This window comes from Pseudomonas sp. NPDC088414 (assembly GCF_044753325.1).
GTDB lineage: Bacteria > Pseudomonadota > Gammaproteobacteria > Pseudomonadales > Pseudomonadaceae > Aquipseudomonas.
This window is the reverse complement of the sequence record NZ_JBIVMY010000041.1, coordinates 18,502-40,922: the sequence shown is the minus strand read 5'-3', so window position 1 is coordinate 40,922 and position 22,421 is coordinate 18,502. Positions and strand designations below refer to the sequence as shown.

At 59.6% G+C, this 22,421-nt stretch carries 26 protein-coding genes; 24 read left to right on the top strand and 2 right to left on the bottom strand.

What is annotated here, in order from left to right:
• The first annotated feature begins 183 nt into the window (after window positions 1–183).
• Both ACIP8I_RS24640 and rpoS read left to right on the top strand, forming a co-directional pair.
• The gene (locus ACIP8I_RS24640) at window positions 184–1,065 is read left to right on the top strand and encodes a peptidoglycan DD-metalloendopeptidase family protein (protein ID WP_027611047.1); all 882 of its coding nucleotides are present in this window, start codon (window positions 184–186) and stop codon (window positions 1,063–1,065) included.
• 105 nt (window positions 1,066–1,170) lie between these two features.
• On the top strand, window positions 1,171–2,181 hold the full coding sequence (gene rpoS, locus ACIP8I_RS24635) for an RNA polymerase sigma factor RpoS (RefSeq protein WP_007964304.1): 1,011 nt from the start codon (window positions 1,171–1,173) through the stop codon (window positions 2,179–2,181).
• A 613-nt stretch (window positions 2,182–2,794) separates the two neighbouring features.
• On the opposite strand, the gene fdxA is transcribed toward rpoS, so the two are convergent.
• Complete coding sequence (gene fdxA, locus ACIP8I_RS24630) at window positions 2,795–3,118, bottom strand: ferredoxin FdxA (RefSeq protein ID WP_400764502.1); 324 nt, start codon at window positions 3,116–3,118, stop codon at window positions 2,795–2,797.
• A 163-nt stretch (window positions 3,119–3,281) separates the two neighbouring features.
• Complete coding sequence (mutS, locus tag ACIP8I_RS24625) at window positions 3,282–5,864, bottom strand: DNA mismatch repair protein MutS (RefSeq protein ID WP_400764500.1); 2,583 nt, start codon at window positions 5,862–5,864, stop codon at window positions 3,282–3,284.
• Window positions 5,865–6,073: 209 nt separating this feature from the next.
• Between mutS and ACIP8I_RS24620 the strand changes: the two genes are divergently transcribed.
• The 22 genes from ACIP8I_RS24620 to ACIP8I_RS24515 all read left to right on the top strand — a co-directional run bounded on the left by ACIP8I_RS24620 (window position 6,074) and on the right by ACIP8I_RS24515 (window position 22,384).
• Window positions 6,074–6,808, top strand: coding sequence for a helix-turn-helix transcriptional regulator (locus tag ACIP8I_RS24620; RefSeq protein WP_400764510.1), 735 nt, complete (start codon window positions 6,074–6,076; stop codon window positions 6,806–6,808).
• A 555-nt stretch (window positions 6,809–7,363) separates the two neighbouring features.
• Window positions 7,364–7,786 (top strand): tail fiber assembly protein, encoded by a 423-nt coding sequence (locus tag ACIP8I_RS24615; RefSeq protein WP_400764499.1) that lies wholly within the window; start codon window positions 7,364–7,366, stop codon window positions 7,784–7,786.
• A 144-nt stretch (window positions 7,787–7,930) separates the two neighbouring features.
• Window positions 7,931–8,272, top strand: a complete 342-nt coding sequence (locus ACIP8I_RS24610) for a phage holin family protein (protein ID WP_003222183.1) — start codon at window positions 7,931–7,933, stop codon at window positions 8,270–8,272.
• Window positions 8,273–8,344: 72 nt separating this feature from the next.
• On the top strand, window positions 8,345–8,866 hold the full coding sequence (locus ACIP8I_RS24605; protein WP_400764497.1) for a hypothetical protein: 522 nt from the start codon (window positions 8,345–8,347) through the stop codon (window positions 8,864–8,866).
• Window positions 8,867–8,869: 3 nt separating this feature from the next.
• On the top strand, window positions 8,870–9,478 hold the full coding sequence (locus ACIP8I_RS24600) for a phage baseplate assembly protein V (protein WP_400764496.1): 609 nt from the start codon (window positions 8,870–8,872) through the stop codon (window positions 9,476–9,478).
• Window positions 9,479–9,492: 14 nt separating this feature from the next.
• The gene (locus tag ACIP8I_RS24595) at window positions 9,493–9,825 is read left to right on the top strand and encodes a phage baseplate protein (protein ID WP_095138379.1); all 333 of its coding nucleotides are present in this window, start codon (window positions 9,493–9,495) and stop codon (window positions 9,823–9,825) included.
• Complete coding sequence (locus ACIP8I_RS24590) at window positions 9,822–10,817, top strand: baseplate J/gp47 family protein (RefSeq protein ID WP_400764494.1); 996 nt, start codon at window positions 9,822–9,824, stop codon at window positions 10,815–10,817. Before ACIP8I_RS24595 ends, ACIP8I_RS24590 begins: the two co-directional genes overlap by 4 nt.
• Window positions 10,814–11,467 carry a phage tail protein I gene (locus ACIP8I_RS24585; protein ID WP_400764493.1) on the top strand — a complete coding sequence of 218 codons (654 nt, stop codon included), beginning with the start codon at window positions 10,814–10,816 and terminating at the stop codon, window positions 11,465–11,467. Before ACIP8I_RS24590 ends, ACIP8I_RS24585 begins: the two co-directional genes overlap by 4 nt.
• A gap of 70 nt (window positions 11,468–11,537) precedes the next feature.
• The gene (locus ACIP8I_RS24580) at window positions 11,538–12,068 is read left to right on the top strand and encodes a hypothetical protein (RefSeq protein WP_400764491.1); all 531 of its coding nucleotides are present in this window, start codon (window positions 11,538–11,540) and stop codon (window positions 12,066–12,068) included.
• Between the two features lie 79 nt (window positions 12,069–12,147).
• Entirely contained in the window at window positions 12,148–12,768 is a 621-nt protein-coding gene (locus tag ACIP8I_RS24575; protein WP_103484523.1) for a hypothetical protein, read from the top strand.
• 9 nt (window positions 12,769–12,777) lie between these two features.
• On the top strand, window positions 12,778–13,035 hold the full coding sequence (locus ACIP8I_RS24570) for a tail fiber assembly protein (RefSeq protein WP_247868526.1): 258 nt from the start codon (window positions 12,778–12,780) through the stop codon (window positions 13,033–13,035).
• An 86-nt stretch (window positions 13,036–13,121) separates the two neighbouring features.
• Window positions 13,122–13,307, top strand: a complete 186-nt coding sequence (locus ACIP8I_RS24565) for a hypothetical protein (protein WP_400764490.1) — start codon at window positions 13,122–13,124, stop codon at window positions 13,305–13,307.
• A 2-nt stretch (window positions 13,308–13,309) separates the two neighbouring features.
• Window positions 13,310–14,476, top strand: coding sequence for a tail protein (locus ACIP8I_RS24560; RefSeq protein WP_047291938.1), 1,167 nt, complete (start codon window positions 13,310–13,312; stop codon window positions 14,474–14,476).
• On the top strand, window positions 14,476–14,982 hold the full coding sequence (locus tag ACIP8I_RS24555; RefSeq protein WP_007964324.1) for a phage major tail tube protein: 507 nt from the start codon (window positions 14,476–14,478) through the stop codon (window positions 14,980–14,982). Before ACIP8I_RS24560 ends, ACIP8I_RS24555 begins: the two co-directional genes overlap by 1 nt.
• 157 nt (window positions 14,983–15,139) lie before the next feature.
• Window positions 15,140–15,721, top strand: a complete 582-nt coding sequence (locus tag ACIP8I_RS24550; protein WP_400764488.1) for a phage tail assembly protein — start codon at window positions 15,140–15,142, stop codon at window positions 15,719–15,721.
• Window positions 15,722–15,849: 128 nt separating this feature from the next.
• Window positions 15,850–18,345 carry a phage tail tape measure protein gene (locus tag ACIP8I_RS24545; protein ID WP_400764486.1) on the top strand — a complete coding sequence of 832 codons (2,496 nt, stop codon included), beginning with the start codon at window positions 15,850–15,852 and terminating at the stop codon, window positions 18,343–18,345.
• Entirely contained in the window at window positions 18,342–18,725 is a 384-nt protein-coding gene (locus tag ACIP8I_RS24540) for a phage tail protein (RefSeq protein WP_400764484.1), read from the top strand. The genes ACIP8I_RS24545 and ACIP8I_RS24540 overlap by 4 nt, the downstream gene beginning before the upstream one ends.
• Window positions 18,718–18,930, top strand: coding sequence for a tail protein X (locus ACIP8I_RS24535; RefSeq protein WP_400764482.1), 213 nt, complete (start codon window positions 18,718–18,720; stop codon window positions 18,928–18,930). The genes ACIP8I_RS24540 and ACIP8I_RS24535 overlap by 8 nt, the downstream gene beginning before the upstream one ends.
• 9 nt (window positions 18,931–18,939) lie before the next feature.
• Entirely contained in the window at window positions 18,940–19,968 is a 1,029-nt protein-coding gene (locus tag ACIP8I_RS24530) for a phage late control D family protein (protein ID WP_400764480.1), read from the top strand.
• A gap of 159 nt (window positions 19,969–20,127) precedes the next feature.
• Window positions 20,128–20,712: a hypothetical protein gene (locus tag ACIP8I_RS24525; RefSeq protein ID WP_400764478.1), complete on the top strand. Its 585-nt coding sequence runs from the start codon at window positions 20,128–20,130 to the stop codon at window positions 20,710–20,712.
• Window positions 20,709–20,888: a DUF2635 domain-containing protein gene (locus tag ACIP8I_RS24520; RefSeq protein WP_007964333.1), complete on the top strand. Its 180-nt coding sequence runs from the start codon at window positions 20,709–20,711 to the stop codon at window positions 20,886–20,888. Before ACIP8I_RS24525 ends, ACIP8I_RS24520 begins: the two co-directional genes overlap by 4 nt.
• Window positions 20,888–22,384: a phage tail sheath subtilisin-like domain-containing protein gene (locus ACIP8I_RS24515; RefSeq protein ID WP_400764476.1), complete on the top strand. Its 1,497-nt coding sequence runs from the start codon at window positions 20,888–20,890 to the stop codon at window positions 22,382–22,384. Before ACIP8I_RS24520 ends, ACIP8I_RS24515 begins: the two co-directional genes overlap by 1 nt.
• Window positions 22,385–22,421: the final 37 nt, after the last annotated feature.

Here is a 22,421-nt window from a genome sequence, read left to right as displayed (position 1 = left end):
CGCTGGCCTGTGTCTTACACCGGCAGTGATGGTTTAAACGCTACGAATTGTCCAAGGGCAAACGTGTGCGTGAAGCGTTTTCGCATCTTTAACGGTAAAGCCGGTTCGGCCCGTTATACTTGCGACACTACTTGCCGCGATTCGGCATTCCACATATTTCAGCCACCACAAAGGGAGCGGCGGGTGAGTCTCACAGTCATTGCGCAGCGTATGGGTAACACGAGCTTTCAGCGCCTGGTGACTGGCCTTGTATTGAGCACCTTGCTGGTCGGTTGCTCCAGCACCAAATCGAGCAACGTGCGGGTGGTCGATCGCAACAGCGCGGCGGCCCAGCGTCCTGCCGTCACGACCGGGCAGTATGTAGTCCGTCCGGGCGATACGCTGTTTTCCATCGCTTTTCGCTATGGCTGGGACTACAAAGCCCTCGCTGCCCGGAACAATATTCCTACGCCGTATACGATCCACCCGGGTCAGACAATTCGCTTTGACGGCCGCACCGGTTCAACACCGACAGCGGTGGTGAGCAACGGCAGTTCCGCGCCATCATCGTCGAGCAAAACCACGGTAATCCGGCGCCAGGCGAATGGCACGACGACCACCACCGTGACCGGCTCCGGAGCCGCTGCTGCGGGGGCTGCACCGTCCGTCGCGAACAAATCGGCTCCGGCTCCGATGCCTCCACCGGGCCCGGCCCCGACCGGCTGGGGATGGCCATCTAATGGCATTCTGATTGGAAAATTCTCTTCAAACGGTAGTTTGAATAAAGGAATTGATATCGCCGGAGATTTGGGACAGCCTGTTTTAGCTGCGTCTGATGGGACGGTGGTTTACGCCGGGAGTGGCTTAAGGGGCTACGGCGAATTAGTCATCATCAAACACAGCGAAACCTACGTCAGTGCCTACGGACATAACCGCAGGCTGTTGGTACGGGAGGGGCAGCAGGTCAAGGTCGGACAGACAATTGCCGAAATGGGGTCCACGGGTACAGACCGGGTGAAACTGCATTTTGAGATTCGCCGCCAAGGTAAACCTGTAGATCCGCTGCAGTTCCTGCCCAAACGTTGATTTGAGGCCAGCCTGTTCCGTCGCGTAGAGGGGACAGGCTCCAGCGCTGCCAAGGATAAAGGCGTCGCTTGAGCTTGGGGTCGAACTCACCAAAGGACTATAACAATGGCTCTCAGTAAAGAAGTGCCGGAGTTTGACATCGACGATGAGGTTCTCCTTATGGAGGCCGGCATCGATTCGGAATCTTCGATGTCGAATGATGAAGGGGCTGCTCCACCTTCCGTTCGTTCCAAATCCAGACAATCCGCTTCACTTAAACAACACAAGTACATCGACTACACTCGGGCACTCGATGCCACGCAGTTGTATCTCAACGAAATCGGCTTTTCCCCATTGCTCTCCCCGGAGGAAGAAGTTCATTTTGCGCGTCTGTCGCAAAGTGGCGACCCTGCCGGGCGCAAGCGCATGATTGAAAGTAACCTGCGGCTGGTCGTGAAGATCGCCCGGCGTTACGTCAATCGGGGGCTGTCGCTGCTGGATCTGATCGAAGAGGGCAACCTCGGATTGATCCGCGCGGTGGAAAAGTTCGATCCCGAGCGCGGCTTCCGCTTCTCGACCTACGCGACCTGGTGGATTCGTCAGACCATCGAGCGCGCGATCATGAATCAGACCCGGACCATCCGGCTGCCGATCCATGTGGTCAAGGAGCTCAACGTGTACCTGCGGGCGGCACGGGAGCTGACGCAAAAGCTCGATCACGAACCTTCACCCGAAGAAATCGCCAACCTGCTGGAAAAACCGGTGGGCGAGGTCAAGCGTATGCTCGGCCTGAACGAGCGAGTATCTTCGGTCGACGTCTCGCTGGGTCCGGATTCGGATAAAACCCTGCTGGACACTTTGACGGATGACCGTCCGACCGATCCATGCGAACTGCTGCAGGACGACGATCTGTCGCAGAGCATCGATCAATGGCTCTCGGAACTGACCGACAAGCAGCGCGAGGTGGTCGTACGCCGCTTCGGCCTGCGCGGCCATGAGAGCAGCACGCTGGAAGATGTAGGCCTGGAGATCGGCCTGACCCGGGAACGGGTGCGGCAGATCCAGGTGGAGGGCCTCAAGCGCCTTCGCGAAATCCTCGAGAAGAATGGCCTGTCGAGCGAGTCGCTGTTTCAGTAAGCGCCTTTGACGCCCGCCCATAAAAAGCCCCGACTGGTTCGGGGCTTTTTTATTGCTCTGATATCGGCTGAAGACTGTCTGTGGCGAGGGAGCTTGCTCCCGCCGGGTTGCGGAGCAACCCCAAAGATTCATGAGCGCTGCGCGCTCAAGCGGGAGCAAGCTCCCTCGCCACAACGTTCATAGCCGGACATACGGTTAGCGTTTCCATCGTTTGTAGTCTCGCGGTGTAAGCCTTGGCTTACTCTTTCGTAAGCGTTCCCTATTTTTGCAGGACGGCAGACGTCGATTGCTCACGACTGCCGTATTTAAATCATTGATTAATAAGCTTATTTTGTAATGTGAAGTGCTTATTACAGCGACTTTCAGCCCGTGGGGCCGATTGCTCTCGGCGGGGAACTCTCTAGTATCAGCACTGTGTCGACGGACAGACACGCCCTTCAAGGATGAGGGGAAAGGACGTCGCAGGATGCGATTCATCAGGACGATGAAAAGGAATACAGGGAATAGGGAAAAAATGTGGGCGGGTCAAACCGCCCCTTTTTTTGCCTGTAGGAAAGTCAAACCCGAAAAAGCAAAAAGGCCCGCAAGGGGCCTTTTGGTAACGCGCGAAAGATCAGCGTTCGAGGTCTTTGATCTTGCCTTTGACGCCATCCCACTCTTCGGCATCCGGCAGCGATTCTTTCTTCTCGGTGATGTTTGGCCAGATTTCAGCCAACTCAACGTTCAGTTGAATGAACTCCTGCATCTCTTCCGGAACTTCGTCCTCGGAGAAAATCGCGACGGCCGGGCATTCCGGTTCGCACAGGGCGCAGTCGATGCACTCATCCGGGTGAATCACCAGGAAGTTCGGGCCTTCGTAAAAGCAGTCCACCGGACAGACTTCTACGCAGTCGGTGTACTTGCACTTGATGCAGTTGTCGGTGACGACGATGGTCATTTCTAATTTTCTCCTCAGGCGGCGGCAGCGTAGCCCCTTCACGGTTGGGGTCGCCAGGTTCGGGAGCGATGTCTGCCAGCCAGGCTATTAGCCAGCAGCATCCCAAACCGCGCGAGATTCTAACAGCTTGAAGCCGTTTGCGTTATATCCGGTTCTTTGCTGCTTAGATCCGGTTCTTAAGTGCATATAACAATTCGAGCGCTCCACGCGGGGTCAGGTCATCGAGATCCACTTTCGCCAACTCATCCAGCACCGGATGCGGCAGGCTGGCAAACATGTCGCTCTGCTGCGGGGCGGCCGGTTTGCCTTTGACGGCAGGCTTAGGCGCTTCGTGCGGCAATGCGGTGTCTTCCAGTCGGCTCAGATGCTCACGGGCACGCACGATCACTTCACTCGGCACGCCGGCCAATTGCGCCACCGCCAGGCCGTAGCTCTGGCTGGCAGGCCCTGGCAACACGTGGTGCAGGAATACGATGCGCTCGTTGTGCTCGGTGGCGTTCAAATGCACGTTAGCCACCAAAGGCTCGGCTTCCGGCAACACGGTCAGTTCGAAATAGTGCGTGGCAAATAGAGTATAGGCACGCAGATGCGCCAGACGCTCGGCGGCGGCCCATGCCAGGGACAGACCGTCGAAGGTACTGGTGCCGCGACCGACTTCGTCCATCAGCACCAGGCTGCGTTCAGTGGCATTGTGCAGGATGTTGGCGGTTTCGCTCATCTCCACCATGAAGGTCGAACGGCCGCCGGCCAGGTCATCGCTGGAGCCGATCCGGGTGAAGATCCGGTCCACCAGCGACAGTTCGCAACTGGCCGCCGGCACGAAGCTGCCAATGTGCGCCAACAGCACGATCAATGCGGTCTGGCGCATGTAGGTGGATTTACCGCCCATGTTCGGGCCGGTGATCACCAGCATCCGGGTGTTGTCATCCAGGCTCAGGTCGTTGGCCACGAACGGCGTGGTCAGCACTTGTTCGACCACCGGGTGACGACCCTGGGTGATGCGCATGCACGGCTCACTGACGAAACGCGGGCAGTTCAGGTCGAGATTCAACGCACGTTCGGCGAGGTTGCTCAGCACGTCCAGTTCGGCCAGCGCGCCGGCCGTGTCCTGCAGCGGTGGCAGTTGGCTGATCAGGTCTTCCAGCAATGCCTCGTAAAGCATTTTTTCACGAGCCAGAGCGCGGCTCTTGGCCGACAGTGCCTTGTCTTCGAATTCTTTCAGCTCTGGGGTGATGAAGCGTTCGGCACCCTTGAGGGTCTGACGGCGGATGTAATCGGCCGGGGCGGATTCCGCCTGTTTGCTCGGCAGTTCGATGAAGTAGCCGTGAATGCGGTTGTAGCCGACTTTCAGGTTGGCCAGGCCGGTGCGGGCCTTTTCCCGGGCTTCCAGATCAATCAGGAACTGGCCGGCGTTTTCGCTCAGCGATTGCAGCTCGTCGAGTTCGCTGTCGTAACCGGTTTTCAACACGCCGCCGTCGCGGATCACCGCTGGCGGGTTGTCGATGATGGCTTTTTCCAGCAGCGCCGCCAGTTCAGGGTAGGTGCTGGTGGTGGTTGCCAGGCGTTGCAGGTGCGGTGCTTCGAGATCGGTCATCGCCACTTGCAGTTGCGGCAGGGCACCGAGAGCATCGCGCAGGCGGGCGAGGTCACGGGGGCGCGCATTGCGCAAACCGATCCGCGCCAGAATCCGCTCGATGTCGCCGATTTCCTTGAGCTGTGGCTGCAGCTTTTCAAAACGGTAGCCGTCGAGCAGGCAAGTGATCGACGTCTGCCGTGCCAACAATACGGTCAGATCGCGCAGCGGACGGTTCAGCCAACGGGTCAGCAAGCGGCTGCCCATCGCGGTCTGGCAACGATCGACCACCGATTGCAGGGTGTTGTCGCGACCGCCGGCCAGGTTGGTATCGAGTTCCAGGTTGCGACGGCTCGCACCGTCGAGCACCACGGTGTCGTCCAGGCGCTCATGACGCAGGCTGCGCAGATGGGGCAGGGCGGTGCGCTGGGTTTCCTTGGCATAGGCCAGCAGGCAACCGGCGGCACCGATGGCCAAGGTCAGGGTTTCACAGCCGAAGCCTTTCAGGTCTTGCGTGGAGAACTGCTGGCAAAGGCTCTTCAGCGCCGAGTCACGCTCGAAATCCCACGGCGCGCGACGACGCACACCACGGCGTTTTTCCGCCGGCAGGTCTTTCGGCCAATCGTCCGGGATCAGCAGTTCCACCGGGTTGACCCGCTCCAGTTCCGCCAGCAGGTTCTCCCAGCCCTTGATCTCCAGCACAGTGAAGTTGCCGCTGGTGATGTCCAGCACCGCCAGACCGAACAGACGCTCGTCGCCCAGCACGGCGGCAATCAGGTTGTCGCGGCGTTCATCGAGCAGCGCTTCGTCGCTGACCGTACCCGGAGTGATGATGCGCACCACCTGACGTTCCACCGGCCCCTTGCTGGTAGCCGGATCGCCGACCTGCTCGCAGATCACCACTGACTCGCCGAGCTTGACCAGTTTCGCCAGGTAACCTTCCGCCGCGTGGTAAGGAATCCCGCACATCGGAATCGCTTGCCCCGCCGACTGGCCGCGCGCGGTCAGGGTGATGTCGAGCAACTTGGCAGCCTTCTTCGCGTCTTCATAGAAGATCTCGTAGAAGTCGCCCATGCGATAGAACATCAGCTGATCCGGGTGCTGATTCTTCAGGCGCCAGTATTGCTGCATCATCGGGGTGTGGGAGGACAGGTCGGAGACGGCTTTATTCATCGGATTGTCAGGTAACTCGTTAAATGATGTAGGGCAAAAGCGAGGGCAACCGCCGGGCTTTTCCGCGATGGGCGCAAGGTTACCATGGGCGGTCGGCTCGACGCAGGCATGACGGCCGGCTGACACTTTCTGCGTTTAATTGTGATTTATGCATGATTTATGCAAATCAGCATTTGTCTTCGGAAAAAACTTCAAGCACTATGCGCGTTATGCAAAAACGCAACGTATCCTCCGTCTTAAGAGCACTGCTCGACCAGCACGGGATCTCCCCCACGGAGCTCCACCGTCGCACCGGCGTGCCTCAATCAACGCTCTCGCGGATTCTCAGCGGGAAGATCGTCGATCCTTCGGATAAACACATTTCGAAGATTGCCGAATACTTCAATGTGAGCACTGATCAATTGCGTGGTCGCGCCGATGTCGCCCCGGCGACTGGCGGCGCGCGCGATGACGTGCATGCGGAACTCAAGGACATAAGCCTGTGGGACGACGATACTCCTGTCGATGACGACGAGGTGTCGGTGCCCTTCCTTCGTGAGGTTGAATTGGCTGCTGGATCAGGAAGATTCGTCATCGAAGAGAGCGAACGCTCTAGCCTGCGCTTCGGCAAGCGCAGCCTGCGCCATAACGGTGTGCAGTTCGACCAGGCCAAATGCGTGACAGTGCGCGGTAACAGCATGCTGCCGGTGTTGCGGGACGGCGCCACGGTCGGAGTCAACGCCGGCAAGTGCGGCATCGGCGATATCGTCGATGGTGACCTTTACGCGATCAATCACAATGGTCAGTTGCGCGTGAAGCAGCTCTACCGCCTGCCGACCGGCATCCGTCTGCGCAGTTTCAACCGCGATGAGCATCCGGACGAAGACTACAGCTTTCAGGACATGCAGGACGAGCAGATCGTCATCCTCGGTCACGTCTTCTGGTGGGGCATGTACGCCCGATAGATTTTCACCCGTCACAGAAACCCGCCTCATGGCGGGTTTTTTTTCGCCTGAATAAAACCCTCGAGCCCTTGATTTATGCGGCCTGCATGCGTTCGTGCATTTCCTGTGCATAAATAAATGCATTTATGCATTGACTGTATATGCATCCATGCATATTCTTGCCACCAAGCCGCTCGACAAAGCGGCTGGCAACAACAGCTCTTTAGTTCCACAAGAACAGGCAGCGATGAACCGGCCTCAACGGTTCAGAGGGTTGGCAACTGACCCGGGTGTGCAGCGTAAAGCACCAAGAGCAGTTATCCGGCGGGCAGGGACCGCGGTCGGAAAAACAATTTGAATGGACTCGTACCGCGCCAGTAGCGCCGAACAGTCAGCTTCCTTTTTTGAGTAAAGGACTTAAAGGAAGGCGAAGGAGCGCATTACTGAAAAGCCCGGCGTACAAACACCGGGCTTTTTGGAATGCCTGCCTGATATTTGCTTCATTCACAACGATTGCGCGGACATCCAGGTACGCAAACCCCAAGGGCTGACGCTCGCCTCAACAAGGAGAAGTAGATGAATCGTTATGCTTACGTTCGATACGACTATGCGAAACCGTTCAAAAAAATCATGCAGATTGTGGAAGCTGAGGAAACACCCGAGTACCTGTCAGGTGGTGGTTGGGTTGATATCACAGCAAACCCGGCTGTTCAGGTCGGATGGAAGGCGGAAACCATCAATTATGTTGACTGGGTTTTCAGTGAACCAACCTATCAAGAACGCGAAAAAGACGTGGCCCAAGACGCTCTGGAGTTGCTGACGGCTGCCAGCAAGTGGCTGTTGGTGCATCCACTGCAATACAAAGCCGACCTTGGCGTTGCCACACCTGACGACCAGGCCTTGTTGTTGGCTTACAAGCAGTACTGCGTTGAGCTGGGCGATATGTCGAAACAGTCCGGCTATCCGTACACAGTCAACTGGCCAGTGGCGCCGTTCTGATCCAGTCGCAACCGTCATCCGCTGCATCAGGAGTGCATTACTGAAAAGCCCGGCCTCAGCGCCGGGCTTTTTGGAATGCCTGCCTCAAGAGAAATCGTTTGAACCCAACACACAACACTCATCAATCACCTACGGAGGCGTGACATGACAAACGAGCAACAAGCGTTGGCGGACATGCCGATCTGGCTGGTCATCCTCCTTGCCGTGGTGGGCGGGGTGTCCGGCGAAATGTGGCGCGCCGACAAGGAGGGCGCTCGTGGCTGGTCATTGCTGCGGCGTCTGGCCCTGCGCTCCGGTGCCTGCATGATCTGCGGCGTCTCGGCGATCATGCTGCTGTATGCCGCCGGATTATCCATCTGGGCCGCTGGTGCCTTCGGTTGCCTGACCGCCATGGCCGGTGCCGACGTCGCCATCGGTCTCTACGAACGCTGGGCCGCCAAGCGCATCGGCGTCTGCGAAGTTCCCCCGCCGCGCGATCCACAGTAACTCAACACTTTCCTGCCTCGCTGCAAACGATGCGGCGGGGCTGCGCGTGGACAATTGAAAAGGAGGTCATGCATGCCCGCACCGATCCAGCAGCCTTCGCAGCTGTTCATGGCGATGGCGACAACCTTGCGCAACAGCGCCGGCCTGAATCTGCAGGTCGGCAATCACGACGACTTCACCACCCCCGGCGCTCAGGCCTGGGCATTGATCGACTTCGACCGTAATGCGCCCGGAGTGCGTGGCGCCGACGGACGTATCGCCCACGTCATGACCGTATCGCTGCAAGTCATTCCGGCAGTGTCCGCCAGTGCCTTTGCCGCCTGCGATCTGATCGCCGTGCTGAAAAACCTGATCACTGACAACCGCTGGGGGCTGCCCGGCGATCAATGCGATTTGCCGATGAACATTGACGGTTTGCCGTCAGTGCTGGTCCGCGCCGACCAGCCATACAAGGCATGGACGCTGACCTTCACCCAGACCCTCTATCTCGGCCCGACCCTGCTCGATGATCCGCTCGGCACGCCGAAATTCGCCCGTACCTGGGAAGTCAGCGACATCGACGACCCCGACCAATACACCGCGCTGGAGGCCTGACCGATGTTCGACGCATTACTGCGCATGCAACTGGGGCCGATCATCGAGCGGCTGGCCGAGATGGAAGCGGAAATCGACGACCTGCACCGCCGCGCCGAGAGTTTCTGTCGCATCGGCGTCTGTCAGACAGTCGATGCCGCGAGCAACACCTGCCAGGTCAGCCACGGTGGACTGCTGACGCCCGCCATCAAATTCTTCAACCCCAGCGCCGGAGCGCAGAGCGAATCGCGGATTCCGAGCGTGGGCGAGCAATGCCTGCTGCTCAACTACGGCAGCGGCGAAAGTGGCGCGCAAAGCGTGGCGTTGTTCGGTTTGAACAGTGACCGCTTTCCACCGACGGCAACGGTACCGACGCTGACGCGCCGGGTGCATGTCGACGGCAGTGAAAGCGGCTACGACGACGCCACACACACACTGCACTGGCAGAACGGCCCGGCGGCTTTCACCGGTTCTCGCGAATCGCTTGAACTGAGCATCGGCCCTGCGCAACTGACGATGACGCCACAGCTGATCAGCCTGCAACTGGGGGGCGTCGGCCTGAGCATCGACGCCTCGGGCGTGCACTTCGCCGGCCCGTTGGTGGATCACCAGGGCCGCGTCATCAGCCCCTGAATCAAGAGCTTCCCATGATCGGAATCGATAGAGACTCCGGGGCCACGGTCGACGACTGGCTGCAGTTCGTGCAGCGCGCGACACGAGCCCTGACCACGCCGCTGGGCACCCGGCAAAAAAGGCCCCTTTATGGCTCGCTGATCCCCACGCTGCTGGGGCAGAACCTCGGTGACGACGTTCTGCTCCTGGCCCAGAGCCACGCGGCTCAGGCGTTCTACAACGCGCAGAACGGGATCAGCGATTTTCAGCCGAGCGTGATCGTCGCCAGCCGTCACGGCGCCGGTCTGCTGCTGCGTTTCGCCGGCACCTGGAAAAACCGTCAACAGACCTTCGAGGTAGTGACATGAGCATGTTGATCCCCGGCCAGAACCAATTGGCCGAACCGGCGCTGATCACTGTCGACGCCTTTGAAGACTTGCTCGCCGAGTTCAAGACCTTCGTTGTCGAGTATGTCGGCGCCCGAGCGCCGGACAGCGCAGCGAAACTCAAGACCAGCCTCGATAACGAAAGCGAATTGCTGACCCTGGCGCTCGAGGCTTTCTGCGTGCGCCTGCAAACCCACGAACGCAAATACAACGCCCGCATCAAGCAGATGCTGGCGTGGTGGGCGACCGGCAGCAACCTCGATGCACGGCTGGCGGACATGGGCCTGGAGCGGCAGTTGCTCGATCCGGGCGACCCGGCGGCATTCCCGCCGGTACCCGCGATTTACGAAAGCGACGACGACGCCCGGCTGCGCTATTACCTGGCGCCACATGCCCCGGCAGCGGGTTCACGAATGCAGTATCGCCGCGAGGTATTCACCCTCGGCGAGCGGCCGACAGTGAAGGTCGAATCCACCGACGCCGGTGTGGTGAATGTCACCTACACCTTCAATCCGGACGGCCTCGCTGCACAGGTCAAGGACGGCAACGGCCGCCGCACGGCGCCGGGTGAGGTGCAGGTCACGGTGTTGTCGCGAGACGGCGATGGTACCCCGTCTGCAGCGTTGCTTGACGGTGTACGCCAGCACTTCGCCCGGCCCGATGTGCGACCGGAAACCGACCTGGTCACGGTCAAGGCTGCCGACATTCAGCGCTACAAAATCCGCGTGGTGGCGAAGATCAATTCCGGCCCCGATTCGGGCCTGACCAAAGTCGCCGCGCAGCAACAATTGCAGGCCTACGCCGACAGTTGCCATCGCCTGGAAGGGCGGGTCGATCCGAGCTGGATCGACTACACGCTGCACAGCGCCGGTGCCGTGCAACTGCAGATTCTCGAACCGCTGGCGCCGATCGTGACGACTGCGTTTGAGGCACCGTACTGCACGGCGGTCGAGGTCGAGGTGCTGACGTTATGAGTGAGTCAACACAACGCCCGACCTTGTTGCCGGCCAACAGCTCGGCACTCGAGCGCGGGCTGGATCTGGGCTTCGGCACACTGCTGGATCGCATCGCGCCGCCGTTCCCTGAACTGATGAATCCGAGCCAAACACCGGTGGATTTTCTGCCGTATCTGGCGGCAGATCGCGGTGTCAGTGAGTGGGATGCCGATGCCAGCGAGACCGAAAAACGTCTCACGGTATCGCTCGCCTGGCAAATACAACGCCAGGCGGGTACTCGCCAGGCACTGAGTCATGCCGTTGAGTCGTTGGGTTTCACGCCGAATATAGCGGCCTGGTATCAGCAGAGCCCGGCAGGACAGCCCTATTCCTTCGACGTGCAGGCGCTGATCGGTACGCGTTGGTCGAGCGGCGATCACAACCGCCTGATACGGCGTGTCAATGCCGCCAAAAGTGAGCGTGATGAGGCAACCATCACCATCGTTCACAGCACCCGCGCCGGTTTGCGAGCTGCTGCGGCTGTTGACCCCGGTCTGAGTATTCATGACTGCGAGCGGGCAGGGGCTCTGCCGCAAATCGAGTTGCCTGCTCTGTTGGGGCTCAGCGCGGGTGCATCGCTGGCGCTCTCTGACAGCGAGCTGTCTCTCCACTCGGCGCTGCCTGGGTGAAGGGTCGAGGCGCGGCCAATAAACGCTGGAACTCCAGCGCATCAAAAATCAATGATTGAAGGGCGCAGTTATGACGGATGACGTTACGCGCCTGGTTCGCTTCACCTCTGCGGGACTGGGTGAAGTGTTGCAGGCAAAAAACCAGGGTTTGAAAGGCGAGATCACGCATATCGGTGCCGGCACCGCTCGCTACGATCCTACCGGCTCCGAAACCGCACTTCGCGATGAGCGACAGCGCGTTGCGATTGTCGATTACGAAGACCTGGGTGCAGGACAACTCAGGATGGGAGCGCTGTTCAGCGGTCCGGACGAATATGAAATCGGGGAATTCGGCTTCTATCTCGCCAGTGGCACGCTCCTGGCGGTTTACTCAGTAGCCGGCAAGTTGCTGACCTACAAGGCAAGTGCCGCGCGCGTATTGCAGAAGTTCACCCTGGATGTCTCTCCGCTGCCGGCGGACAGCGTCACCGTGTCGGTAGGAACGGAAAATCTCAATATATTGTTGAGTGAAGAGTTTACGGCGTTGGCATGTGCCGATATCGATAATATGTCCCGTCATGTTCAACTGCTGTTACGGGTAATGGCGATTGAAACAAGATAAGTCATCGCGGTTGCAGCTGATAAGGCGAACCTCTCGATAATGGCCGTGTCGGCTTATTAATAAAACAGGAAACTTAAACGTGAGTCTAGAAACTACTGTTGCATCGTTGGTCACGGCTGCAAACAATTTGACCAGTGTCGTGAACGGGAAAATTGGCAGCATTAATACCACCATGGCCACGGCGTTGAATCAGTTCAATGAATGGCGAAGTCTAAAAGATGTTGAAGGTGACCCAACGGCCCTGGGTACGATCCGCCGGAATATATTGCAAGGTTTTGTCACGGGCACGGGGGGCGCGCATGGTTTGGGTAGCGAGGGTGGTTTTGTGCCGACAGATCTGGCGACCAGTCTCAATGTCTATATGCATTTCAAGATCCCATTGAATATCAACATCAACTCTGAAATGTTCTGGTTCAATGTAAAGGGCTACAGTTACGGTACGGCAAAAATCATTGAGGAAACAATAGTTGGTTATTGCTATCAGCCTACTCGCTCGCTGCTGAATGTTTCGACCTTTGGCAATATGACGCCTGCTGTTTATGTGGATGCAAATGGCAATATTGTTATGCGAGTGCTGATTCCAAATATTTATTTCACCACGGTTCGCATCGACACCATGCGAGTGGGTAACGGCCGTTTGTTCAATTTGGGTGATTTGAAAACCAAATTGTCCTTGGCCGAGACCGTTTTGTTCAATTAAGGAAAAATCATGATCGAACATATTGAAAGTGTGGCAACTGATCTGCCTCTGGCAGGGCCCATGCCGGAAATCGAATGGGCTGCCATTCGCAGTCGTCGCGATCAATTGCTGCGCGCCACTGACTTTACGCAATTGCCTGATTATCCGGCTACCGCCGAGCAACTGGCACAGCTCAAGGCTTACCGAAAGGCTCTTCGCGACATTCCTGAAACGGTGGAGCAACCCACTGAACTGGTCTGGCCTGAGTTGCCCTCTTTCATCAAGTAAACCCGATACCGCGAAAGCGGTTTTTTTTCGTCTGCACAAAGCCCCTACATGGGGCTTTTGCGTTTTGCGTCTGGAGAAGCTCGCAAATGTCTGTTCGCCAAACCTACACCGTGCTCGTCCCATTCCCCACCGGCGGTGGGCACTGGTCGAGCGTCGGTCAAGACCTTGATCTGCTCGACGTCGAGGCCAGTGCGCTGTACAGCGCCGGTCGACTGGAACTGAAAACACCCTCCACCCAGGCCAAAAAGGCCGCTGCCAAGAAGGCTGACTGAACATGGCTGAGGTTTTGAACTTCGAGCACAACGGCATTACCGTCAATGCCACTGAATCCCCCGAGGCCATGGGTGGCCTGGGTGACAACGTCATCGGTCTGGTCGGCACCGCGCCGAAAGCCGATCCGCTGATTCCGCGCAACGCACCGTTCCGCATCAACAGCTTCACCACCCACGCGCTGCTCGATCCGACCGGCGCTGAAGAGGGCACGCTGTACCACGCGGTTTACCAGATCCTCAAAGTGGTCAAGGTGCCGGTCTATGTGGTGATCGTCGAAGCGGGCGCGACTCCGGCCGACACCGTTAACGCGGTCATCGGTGGTGTTGATCCAACCACCGGCCGCAAGCTCGGTCTGGCCGCACTGGGCAGCGTCCCGGAAGACCTGACCATCATCGGCGCGCCGGGCTTCACCGGCACCAAAGCAGTGGCCAGCGAGTTCGCTTCGTTCGGCAAGCGCATCAAGGCCCGTGTGGTGCTGGATGGCAAGGACGCGTCGGTCGCTGATCAAGTGACTTACAGCCAGGAACTGGGTGGCGCCGACCTCGGTTTCGACCGTTGCCTGGTGGTGCACAACATGCCGGCCGTGTACTCGAAAGCGGCAAAGAAAAATGTGTTCCTCGCGCCGTCGAGCCTGGCGATTGCCGCACTGGCCAAGGTCAAGCAGTGGGAGAGCCCGGGCAACCAGGTGACCTACGCCGAAGACGTGTCCCGCGTCGTTGAATACAACATTCTCGACACTTCCACCGAAGGCGATCTGCTCAACCGCTACGGCGTCAGCTACTACGCCCGCACCGTGCTCGGCGGTTTCTCGCTGCTGGGTAACCGCTCGATCACCGGCAAGTTCATCAGCTACGTCGGCCTCGAAGATGCGATCAGCCGCAAGCTGGTCAAGGCCGGCCAGAAAGCCATGGCCAAGAACCTGACCAAGTCATTCATGGATCAGGAGGTCAAGCGCATCAACGACTGGCTGCAGACCCTGGTCGCCGACGAAACCATTCCTGGCGGCAGCGTCTACCTGCACCCGGAACTCAACAGCGTCGAGAAGTACAAGAACGGCACTTGGTACGTGGTCATCGACTACGGCCGCTACGCGCCGAACGAACACATGGTTTATCAACTCAACGCCCGCGATGAAATCATCGAGCAGTTCCTGGAGGACGTTCTCTAATGTTTACCAACCGCGTAAGACAGGCCATCGCGGCCACCCTGCAAGGCCTGCCGTTGTCGGCGACCGTTGAGGAGTTCACTCCGCCGAAGATCGACTTCGACATGGAAAACATGACGGGCGGGCGCTTCATCGTTGAGGAAATGGCCAAGAGCGCCAAGCCGCTGAATGCTCAGATCAAGCTGCAAGGCACCGGTGCTGAAGTATTGCTGGCGATGGGGGTGAAGCTGGGCGACGACATCCTGCTGAACGTGCGTGAAGCCGGTCAGGATCAGGACGGCAACACCTGGTTCACCTACCACACCATCGGCGGCAAGCTCAAAACCATGGGTGAAGACGCGATCAAGATGGGCGGCAAAGCCCTGACGACGCTGGACTTCTCCTGCCGCACCTACAACCGCCTGGAAAACGGCGTGCCGGTGATCGACATCGACGTGCGCACCCAGAAATTCGTGCTCAACGGCGTCGATATCCTTGGTGATGCGCGTCGTGCGGTGCTGATGCCGTAACCCTCGATACACCACAAACCCTGTAGGAGTGAGCCTGCTCGCGATGAGGTCAGCACAGGCAACATCAATGTGTCTGAAAGATCGCTATCGCGAGCAGGCTCACTCCTACAAGGGAATAGCGACACCCCCTAAAAAAGAATCACCAAGGAATTCATACATGTCGTGGATGCCACCCAAGCATGACCTGCTGTCGCCGATCACCGGCGACGACGGCACGCAGATCGAACAGATCCAGCTCAAGCCGCTGTTCTACGCCGCGCAGAAAGAAGCGCTGGAACGCGCCGGCGATGATGAGGACGATCAGTTCTTCGAACTGGCGCTGCTCGCCACCGGCCTGTCGGTCAAGGAACTCGACCAGCTGAAACGCCCGGACTACGTGAGCATCGCCCAGTATGTGCACGAGATGTCGACCCGTCCGGCGTCGTACTTTCTGGAGCAGGTCGAAGACGCGGAAAAGTCCGCCGATCCTGACCAGGTGCAGCTGCTGCAACCGCTCGCCGTGACTGGCCGCACCGTGACCTCGCTGTCGCTGGAAATGCCCGCACTGCGCGCCACCAAAGTGATGAAGAAACTGAAAACGGCCAAGGAACGCGCCGAGTTCATCACTGCCCATTGCACCGGTCTGATGATCCCCGATCTGGCCCAGCTGAGCGTCCCTGACTGGACCCAATTGCAGGTGCGCATCGACGATTTTTTAAACCAGCCGGCGGCCTACTTTCGGAACGCGACATCGAAGTAATCCTCGATATCGTCCCGCTCATTTACCCGGTAAGTGAGGCGGAGATTCTGGAGTGGGACGCCGAAAAGGCGTTGCGCCGCTACGACATAGCGATCACTCGCCTTGGCGTGAAACAGGAGTAGAGCGGCATGGCAGACACATCGTTTTCGCTGATGTACGCCGCGCAAACCGGCGGCGCGGGTTCCGGTTTATCGGCAGGCGGATCGGCCACAGACAGCCTGATCAAACCACTGTCCGAACTGAAAGAGGCGCTGCTCACGGCCAGCCTGGACATCCGCAGTCTGGTGCGTGAACAGATCAAACTCGGCGCCGTTGTCCTGGGGCTGAACACGGCCCTGGCATCGTTCAAGGTGCCAATGGTAACTGCCGCACCGGCGGCTGGCGGCGAGAGCAAGTCAAAGCTCAAGGCTGAGATTGAACAACGCTCGCCTCCGGCCTACCTGCAATCGGCCATGGCCCTGGAAACCGCCATGGCCCAGATCAAGCAGGTTCAAGGCCTGGGTGGCGACCTCGACACGCTGTCGAAAGCCAACCTTGAACTGGCCACCGACAAACGAGTTGCCGGCAGTGGGGCGACGGTCGTGGATCTGGTGCAGGTCGAAGTCGCGGCTGGCCGATCCGGGATTGGCGCGGGTCTCAAGGGCGCCGACAAGGAACAGGTGCTGCTGGACTTTGCCCAGGATGCAGCGGTCAATGCGTCGGCGTTCGGCATCAGCCTGAAGTCGGCCGGTGAAATGCTGTCGGCCTGGCAATTGTCGATGAAACTGGATCGCACTCAAGGTCAGCTGCTGGCCGATGCGACTCAGCATCTGGGCAACAGCGGACTGAATGCGACGGCTGCCGACATCGGCTCGGTCGTGCAGCAATCCGGCGAGTCGGCCGTTGCAGTGGGGATCCTGCCCGAGCAGTTGGCGGCGCTGTCAGCCGCGTTGCTCAACGCTGATCTCGACAAGGCCGGTGCCGGCGCGGCGGTGAAAAGTATCAGCGCAGCCCTGGGCAAAGGCACCCAAGGCTCGGCGGCCGAGCAGTCGGCGTGGAAGGCGTTGGGCCTTGATCCCGGCAAGTTGACTGAAAACGTACCGGACAACCTTGTCAAAGCGTTGGCGGCATTGAAGCAACAACCGGCAGAGCAGCAAACGGAACTGGTCAAGACACTTTTCGGTGGCGACGACGGTGTACGCAAACTGCTGGCGAAACCCGAAGACCTGCAAAAAGCATTTTCGCTGGTCGCGCCGGCCAAACTGGAAGGAACGACGACGCTTGTGCCGTCGCAAGCGACCCAGGGCAGCCTCGCATCGCCATTCAAGGGTGAAGGGGGCGTGCGCCAGTGGATGGGCAAACCCGGGGAGGCTCAGACGCCGCTTTCATTGCTCAAGCCTGATGATCCACTGACGCCGGCTTACAGCGGCGCGATTGAACGCAGCGCCGAGCCTGCGGGCAAAGACCCGCAGCGAAGCTGGAACGCGTTCGATGCCAGTCTCAATCGTTTGATCACGGCATTGGCGCCGGATGCGACCGGCACGCTGGACTCGCTGACGAATATGACCAATGGCGTGGCCGATATGGCTGAAGCCCATCCCAAGACCTCGACGGCATTGGCCCTTGCGGGCGCTGGACTGTCAGCCATCGTGGTGGCGGTGATGGCCAAGGCATTCGGCAATTTCACCGACAAACTGCTCAAGGGCGTCGCTTCAAAATTGCCGCTCGGTCTTGGCGGTTTGATTGCCGATATTGAAGACCCGAAAGCCAGGAAAACGTCTGCCGGAAATGGCGCGGGCCATGACTGCTGCTGCAAACCGCTGGGCGGCGGGACAGGCGACAAACTCAAGCCTCGCCGGTCAAGCACCAAGCCTCGCCGGTCAAGCACCAAGCCTCGAGTCAGACGTGAACAAACCGGTCGAGGCGGGAAAAGCCCCCGCACAGTGCCCCCTCGGCCACTACGGATCAGTGCACCGCCGGCGTCGCCGGCACGACCCGGTCTGCCCCGCCTGTCCGGCACGTCCTGGCCGGCAAGCATGACCGCATTTGCAGGGTCATCAGCCGTCAGTCCTGCCCCGGCCGCTTCACTGTCCGGTTCTTACGCCAAGGCAGGCAGACTGCTTGCCAAACGGGCACCGCCGCTGCGGTTGCTCAGTGCCGGATATGAAATGGTCACCGGCGTCATGAAGGGCGATACGCGTACCGTCGTGTCGTCCGGTGCCTCGTTGGCCGGGTCTTCTGCTGGGGCCGCCGTCGGTGCAGCACTTGGCACGTTGATTTTGCCCGGTGTGGGCACGGCAATTGGCGGGTGGCTCGGAAGCATGGCGGGGGGCGCGATCGGTGAATCCCTGGGCGACAAGCTAGGGACACAAGTCGATCGACTCGGCTCACCTGCACAGGTCAGCAAAGACCTTATCGCGACTTCGGCGATTTCCACGATCCCCGGGGCACTTGCCACCCCAGCCGCCAACCAGCCGGTCACGTTCAACTCAACCATTAACATCAATGGTCAGGACCAGGCCAGCGCCCAGGCACTGGCCAATCTGGTGGTGCAAACCACCATGGGGCAGTTGGGCCAGATCATGCCGAACAATCCCCTCGCCACACGACGTGACGCAGCCCTGACCGATGGAGTCGCCACATGAAACAACAAATGGCCCTGGGCAGTTTCATCTTTGGCCTGTCACGCGGCTTTGCCTACAGCACGCTGGCGCGAAAGTCCGACGGTGGCTGGAGCGACATCCAGATCCTGACCAGCAAACCCAAGTCCAGTCAGACCGGGCAGAAAGCGGAATCGCTGACCATCAGCGGCACCTCGATGTATGCCGTGGCCATGGATCGACTCGATGAATTACGCGCACTTCAGGCACAGCGGGTGCCGCTGCCGTTGATTGACGGGATCGGGCGCAACTGGGGTCTGTGGCGGATCAACAGCATCGACGAGAACCAGAGCGAGGTCATCGATGACGGCACCGCGATGGTGATCAAGTGGGTGGTCGGGTTAACGGAGTTCAACAATGCGTAAGGTACGAAGCATGGCCGGCGATTCGGTGAATCTGTTGCTCTACCGCGAAACCGGTCGCAGCGATGACAGCGCCGAAGAAGCCCTGTGGAAACTCAACCCGACCTTGGCCGAACGTGGTCCGATTCTCCCCGCAGGTGTCTGGGTGACACTGCCGGAACTCGACAGCAGACCCGCCGCAATCAAACCGGTTCTGGCCTGGGACTAAGGAGGTTGCATGACACAGGGATTTACCCCGGCGATCGAAATCTACGGGGCCAACAAAGACTTGCTGAATCAGCGTCTGATCAGTTGGGAGCACGTTGATGCTGCCGGGATGGAGTCCGATCAACTGACACTGGTGATCGACCTGGAAGGCCTCGAAGGCTTGCCGACCCTGGGCGGAACCATCGGCCTGCGGGCGGGTTATCTGGAATCCGGGCTGGTCGAAAAGGGCCAATTCAAGGTGACCAGACTGACACCAACGCTGTTCCCGCTGCGCCTGACGCTGGTCGCTACGGCCGCGCCTTTCAGCGGCAAGGACGAAACCGGATTCAAGGAACGGCGTACGGCCAGTCATGGCCCCACCACCCTTGGCGCACTGTTTCGCGAACTGGTCTCGCGGCACGATTTTTCGCCGCGCGTCGATCCTGAACTGGCGCTGATCCGGATTGCTCATGTCGACCAGTCGAACGAAACCGACATGAGCTTCATCACGCGACTGGCAAAGAAGTACGACGCGGTGGCCAAACCGTTCAACAACCTCTACGTGCTGGCTAAACCGGCGCAGCTGAAAAACCTCTCGGGCCAGGTGATACCGGACGTCAGGCTGTCGGTGACCAGCAACAATCGACCGGGTGATCACGCCTTTATCAGCGCGACACTGGAAGAGACTGCCCGCACCCAGAATCAGGGTTGCAAGACCTGCTTCTGGGACGGTGCTCTTGGCAAGCTGCAGGAGGTGATCACCGGTTCCGCACCCTACAAGGTCATTCGCCAGAAACAGGCGAGTGAAGAAGAAGCCAGGGCCATCGGCGAAGCCGAAGTGCGCAAGATGCTGCGCGAGAAATACAAGCTGAAGGTCACTTGCCCGGGCGATCCGCTACTGGCTGCCGAAGGCCTGTTGGTACTCGATGACACCTGGCCAGACTTCATGCGCGGTCGCTGGTCGATCGAAAAAGTCACCGCCAGCGGCAAGCGCGAGGAAAGCTATCGCTGCCTGATCGAAGCAACCGGCCTCGATCACAAGGCGGACGCCAAAGCCTGATCTCACAGCCCGCGAGTTCCCTGCAGGAGTGAGCCTGCTCGCGATGGCGGTGTGTCAGGCACATTGATTGTGAATGTGCCATCGCCATTGCGAGCAGGCTCACTCCTACAGTGGATTCGCGGTGTTTTCTGCACCTCATCTCAATTCTGGAACACCACCATGAAGATCACCCCGATCCTCACGCAACTGCGTGGGCAATGCCCAAGCCTTGCCAATCACATTGCGGTGGGTGTCGATCTGGCGTTGCTGCAAGGCACTGCCGATCTGCCGACACCCTCGGCCCATGTGCTGCCACTGGCCGATGTCGCCAGCAACAGCACCGCACAAAACCTCATTGCCCAACCGATCCGCGACCGCTTCGAAATCGTCCTGGCGCTTGACGCTACGGACGGCACAAAAGCGCTGGATCTGTTGCACGACCTGCGCGCCGAACTGTGGCGCGCGCTGGTGGGGTTCAAGCCGGGCACCGACTACAGCGCCATCGTCTATGACGGCGGCGAGATGGTCTCGATCAACAGCAGCCGGGCCTTCTATCGGCTGCGCTTTTTTGCCGAGTTCCAGCTTGGCCGCAATCTGCCCAGTCAGCCTGCGGAGAGTTGGCACGAACGTGAACTGGACGGTTTGTCGTCCTTTACCGGGGTCACCGTGCGGGTCGATGCGATCGACCCCGCCGACCCCAATCTGAAACACCCGGGCCCTGACGGGCGCGTGGAACTGACTTTCTCTGGAGACGTAACCCCATGAGCAATCGCATCACCGTACTGCCGGCCGCTGGCCGTGCCGTACCTGACCCGGAAGCGGGCGATCTGCTGCCCAAAGAAGGCCGTGAAGTGCTGGACAGCGCCTGGTGGCGCCGACGTCTGGCCGACGGCGATATCACCCTCAAAACCGTAAAAGTCAAAACACAGGGAGCCAAATAATGGCGATCGGATTCAGCAACATCCCCGCGGACATTCGTGTACCGCTGTTCTATGCCGAAATGGACAACTCGGCCGCCAATAGCGCGACTTCGGCCATGCGCCGTCTGATCGTCGCTCAGGTCAACGACAACATCGCCCCGAGCGAAGTCGGCAAACTGGTGCTGGTCTCCAGTGTTGCGCTGGCAAAAAGCATCGGTGGTCAGGGCTCGATGCTCGCCTCGATGTACGAGACCTTCCGCAAGGCCGACCCGATCGGCGAGATCTGGTGCCTGCCGCTGCACAATGCTGAAGGCGCCATCGCCAAAGGCGTGCTGACCCTGACCGGTACCGCCACTCAGGCCGGCGTGCTCAACGTGTACGTCGCTGGTGTGCGGGTGCAGGCCACCGTGGTCAACGGTGCCACCGCTGCTCAGGCGGCCACCGCACTGGCGCAGAAAATCAACGCCACCGCCGATCTGCCGGTGAGCGCTGCGGCTGCCGAAGGTGTGGTCACCCTGAACGCCAAGTGGACCGGCGACAGCGGTAACGACATCAGCCTGCAGTTCAATCGCCTGGGCAAGAGCAACGGCGAAGAAACCCCGGCTGGCCTGACCACTGCAGTCACCGCCATGACCGGCGGCGCCGGTGTGCCGGACCAGGTCGCAGCCGTGGCTGCACTGGGCGACGAGCCGTTCGAGTTCATCGCACTGCCGTGGTCGGATCTGTCGACCCTCAACACCTGGCAAGCAGTGATGGATGACAGCACCGGTCGCTGGTCCTGGGCCAAGCAACTGTTCGGTCACGTTTACAGCGCCAAGCGCGGCACCGTCGGCACCCTGGTTGCTGCTGGCCAGGCACGCAACGACCAGCACATGACCATTCAGGCACTGGAGCCGGGCGTACCGCAACCGTTCTGGGTACAAGCTGCAGCACTGGCTGCGCGCACCGCGGTGTTCATCTCCGCCGATGCCAGCCGTCCGACCCAAAGCGGCAGCCTGCCGGGCGTCGACCCTGCACCGGCCAGCGAGCGTTTCACCCTGACCGAGCGTCAGTCGCTGCTCAACTACGGCATCGCCACCGCCTACTACGAAGGCGGCTACGTGCGCATTCAGCGTTCGATCACCACCTACCAGAAGAACGCTTACGGGCAGGCCGACAACTCCTACCTGGACAGCGAAACCATGCACCAGTCGGCGTTCATCGTGCGTCGTCTGCAAAGCGTGATCACCAGCAAATACGGTCGCCACAAACTGGCTTCCGACGGCACCCGTTTCGGCGCCGGCCAGCCGATCGTGACGCCAGCGACCATTCGCGGCGAGCTGATCGCGCAGTACGCCAAGCTGGAACTGGAAGGCCACGTGGAGAACGCCGAGCTGTTCGCCGAGCACCTGATCGTCGAACGTGACGTGCAGGACCCGAGCCGCGTGAACGTGCTGTTCCCGCCGGATTACATCAACGGTCTGCGCGTGTTCGCACTGCTCAACCAATTCCGTCTGCAATACGACGACGCGGCCTGATAAGCGCGTTTGGCCGTAAGCATTCAGCCCACCTCGG

Bases quoted from the DNA above. Each gene is read 5' to 3' on its own strand.
- ACIP8I_RS24580 (WP_400764491.1), top strand. From the start codon at position 11,538: ATGACGGATGACGTTACGCGCCTGGTTCGCTTCACCTCTGCGGGACTG.
- ACIP8I_RS24620 (WP_400764510.1), top strand. From the start codon at position 6,074: ATGCAAAAACGCAACGTATCCTCCGTCTTAAGAGCACTGCTCGACCAG.
- ACIP8I_RS24550 (WP_400764488.1), top strand. From the start codon at position 15,140: ATGTCGTGGATGCCACCCAAGCATGACCTGCTGTCGCCGATCACCGGC.
- ACIP8I_RS24570 (WP_247868526.1), top strand. From the start codon at position 12,778: ATGATCGAACATATTGAAAGTGTGGCAACTGATCTGCCTCTGGCAGGG.
- ACIP8I_RS24595 (WP_095138379.1), top strand. From the start codon at position 9,493: ATGATCGGAATCGATAGAGACTCCGGGGCCACGGTCGACGACTGGCTG.
- ACIP8I_RS24585 (WP_400764493.1), top strand. From the start codon at position 10,814: ATGAGTGAGTCAACACAACGCCCGACCTTGTTGCCGGCCAACAGCTCG.
- ACIP8I_RS24535 (WP_400764482.1), top strand. From the start codon at position 18,718: ATGCGTAAGGTACGAAGCATGGCCGGCGATTCGGTGAATCTGTTGCTC.
- rpoS (WP_007964304.1), top strand. From the start codon at position 1,171: ATGGCTCTCAGTAAAGAAGTGCCGGAGTTTGACATCGACGATGAGGTT.
- ACIP8I_RS24515 (WP_400764476.1), top strand. From the start codon at position 20,888: ATGGCGATCGGATTCAGCAACATCCCCGCGGACATTCGTGTACCGCTG.
- ACIP8I_RS24605 (WP_400764497.1), top strand. From the start codon at position 8,345: ATGCCCGCACCGATCCAGCAGCCTTCGCAGCTGTTCATGGCGATGGCG.
- ACIP8I_RS24525 (WP_400764478.1), top strand. From the start codon at position 20,128: ATGAAGATCACCCCGATCCTCACGCAACTGCGTGGGCAATGCCCAAGC.
- fdxA (WP_400764502.1), bottom strand. From the start codon at position 3,118: ATGACCATCGTCGTCACCGACAACTGCATCAAGTGCAAGTACACCGAC.
- ACIP8I_RS24615 (WP_400764499.1), top strand. From the start codon at position 7,364: ATGAATCGTTATGCTTACGTTCGATACGACTATGCGAAACCGTTCAAA.
- ACIP8I_RS24555 (WP_007964324.1), top strand. From the start codon at position 14,476: ATGTTTACCAACCGCGTAAGACAGGCCATCGCGGCCACCCTGCAAGGC.
- ACIP8I_RS24520 (WP_007964333.1), top strand. From the start codon at position 20,709: ATGAGCAATCGCATCACCGTACTGCCGGCCGCTGGCCGTGCCGTACCT.
- ACIP8I_RS24600 (WP_400764496.1), top strand. From the start codon at position 8,870: ATGTTCGACGCATTACTGCGCATGCAACTGGGGCCGATCATCGAGCGG.
- ACIP8I_RS24560 (WP_047291938.1), top strand. From the start codon at position 13,310: ATGGCTGAGGTTTTGAACTTCGAGCACAACGGCATTACCGTCAATGCC.
- ACIP8I_RS24610 (WP_003222183.1), top strand. From the start codon at position 7,931: ATGACAAACGAGCAACAAGCGTTGGCGGACATGCCGATCTGGCTGGTC.
- ACIP8I_RS24530 (WP_400764480.1), top strand. From the start codon at position 18,940: ATGACACAGGGATTTACCCCGGCGATCGAAATCTACGGGGCCAACAAA.
- ACIP8I_RS24565 (WP_400764490.1), top strand. From the start codon at position 13,122: ATGTCTGTTCGCCAAACCTACACCGTGCTCGTCCCATTCCCCACCGGC.
- ACIP8I_RS24540 (WP_400764484.1), top strand. From the start codon at position 18,342: ATGAAACAACAAATGGCCCTGGGCAGTTTCATCTTTGGCCTGTCACGC.
- ACIP8I_RS24590 (WP_400764494.1), top strand. From the start codon at position 9,822: ATGAGCATGTTGATCCCCGGCCAGAACCAATTGGCCGAACCGGCGCTG.
- mutS (WP_400764500.1), bottom strand. From the start codon at position 5,864: ATGAATAAAGCCGTCTCCGACCTGTCCTCCCACACCCCGATGATGCAG.
- ACIP8I_RS24545 (WP_400764486.1), top strand. From the start codon at position 15,850: ATGGCAGACACATCGTTTTCGCTGATGTACGCCGCGCAAACCGGCGGC.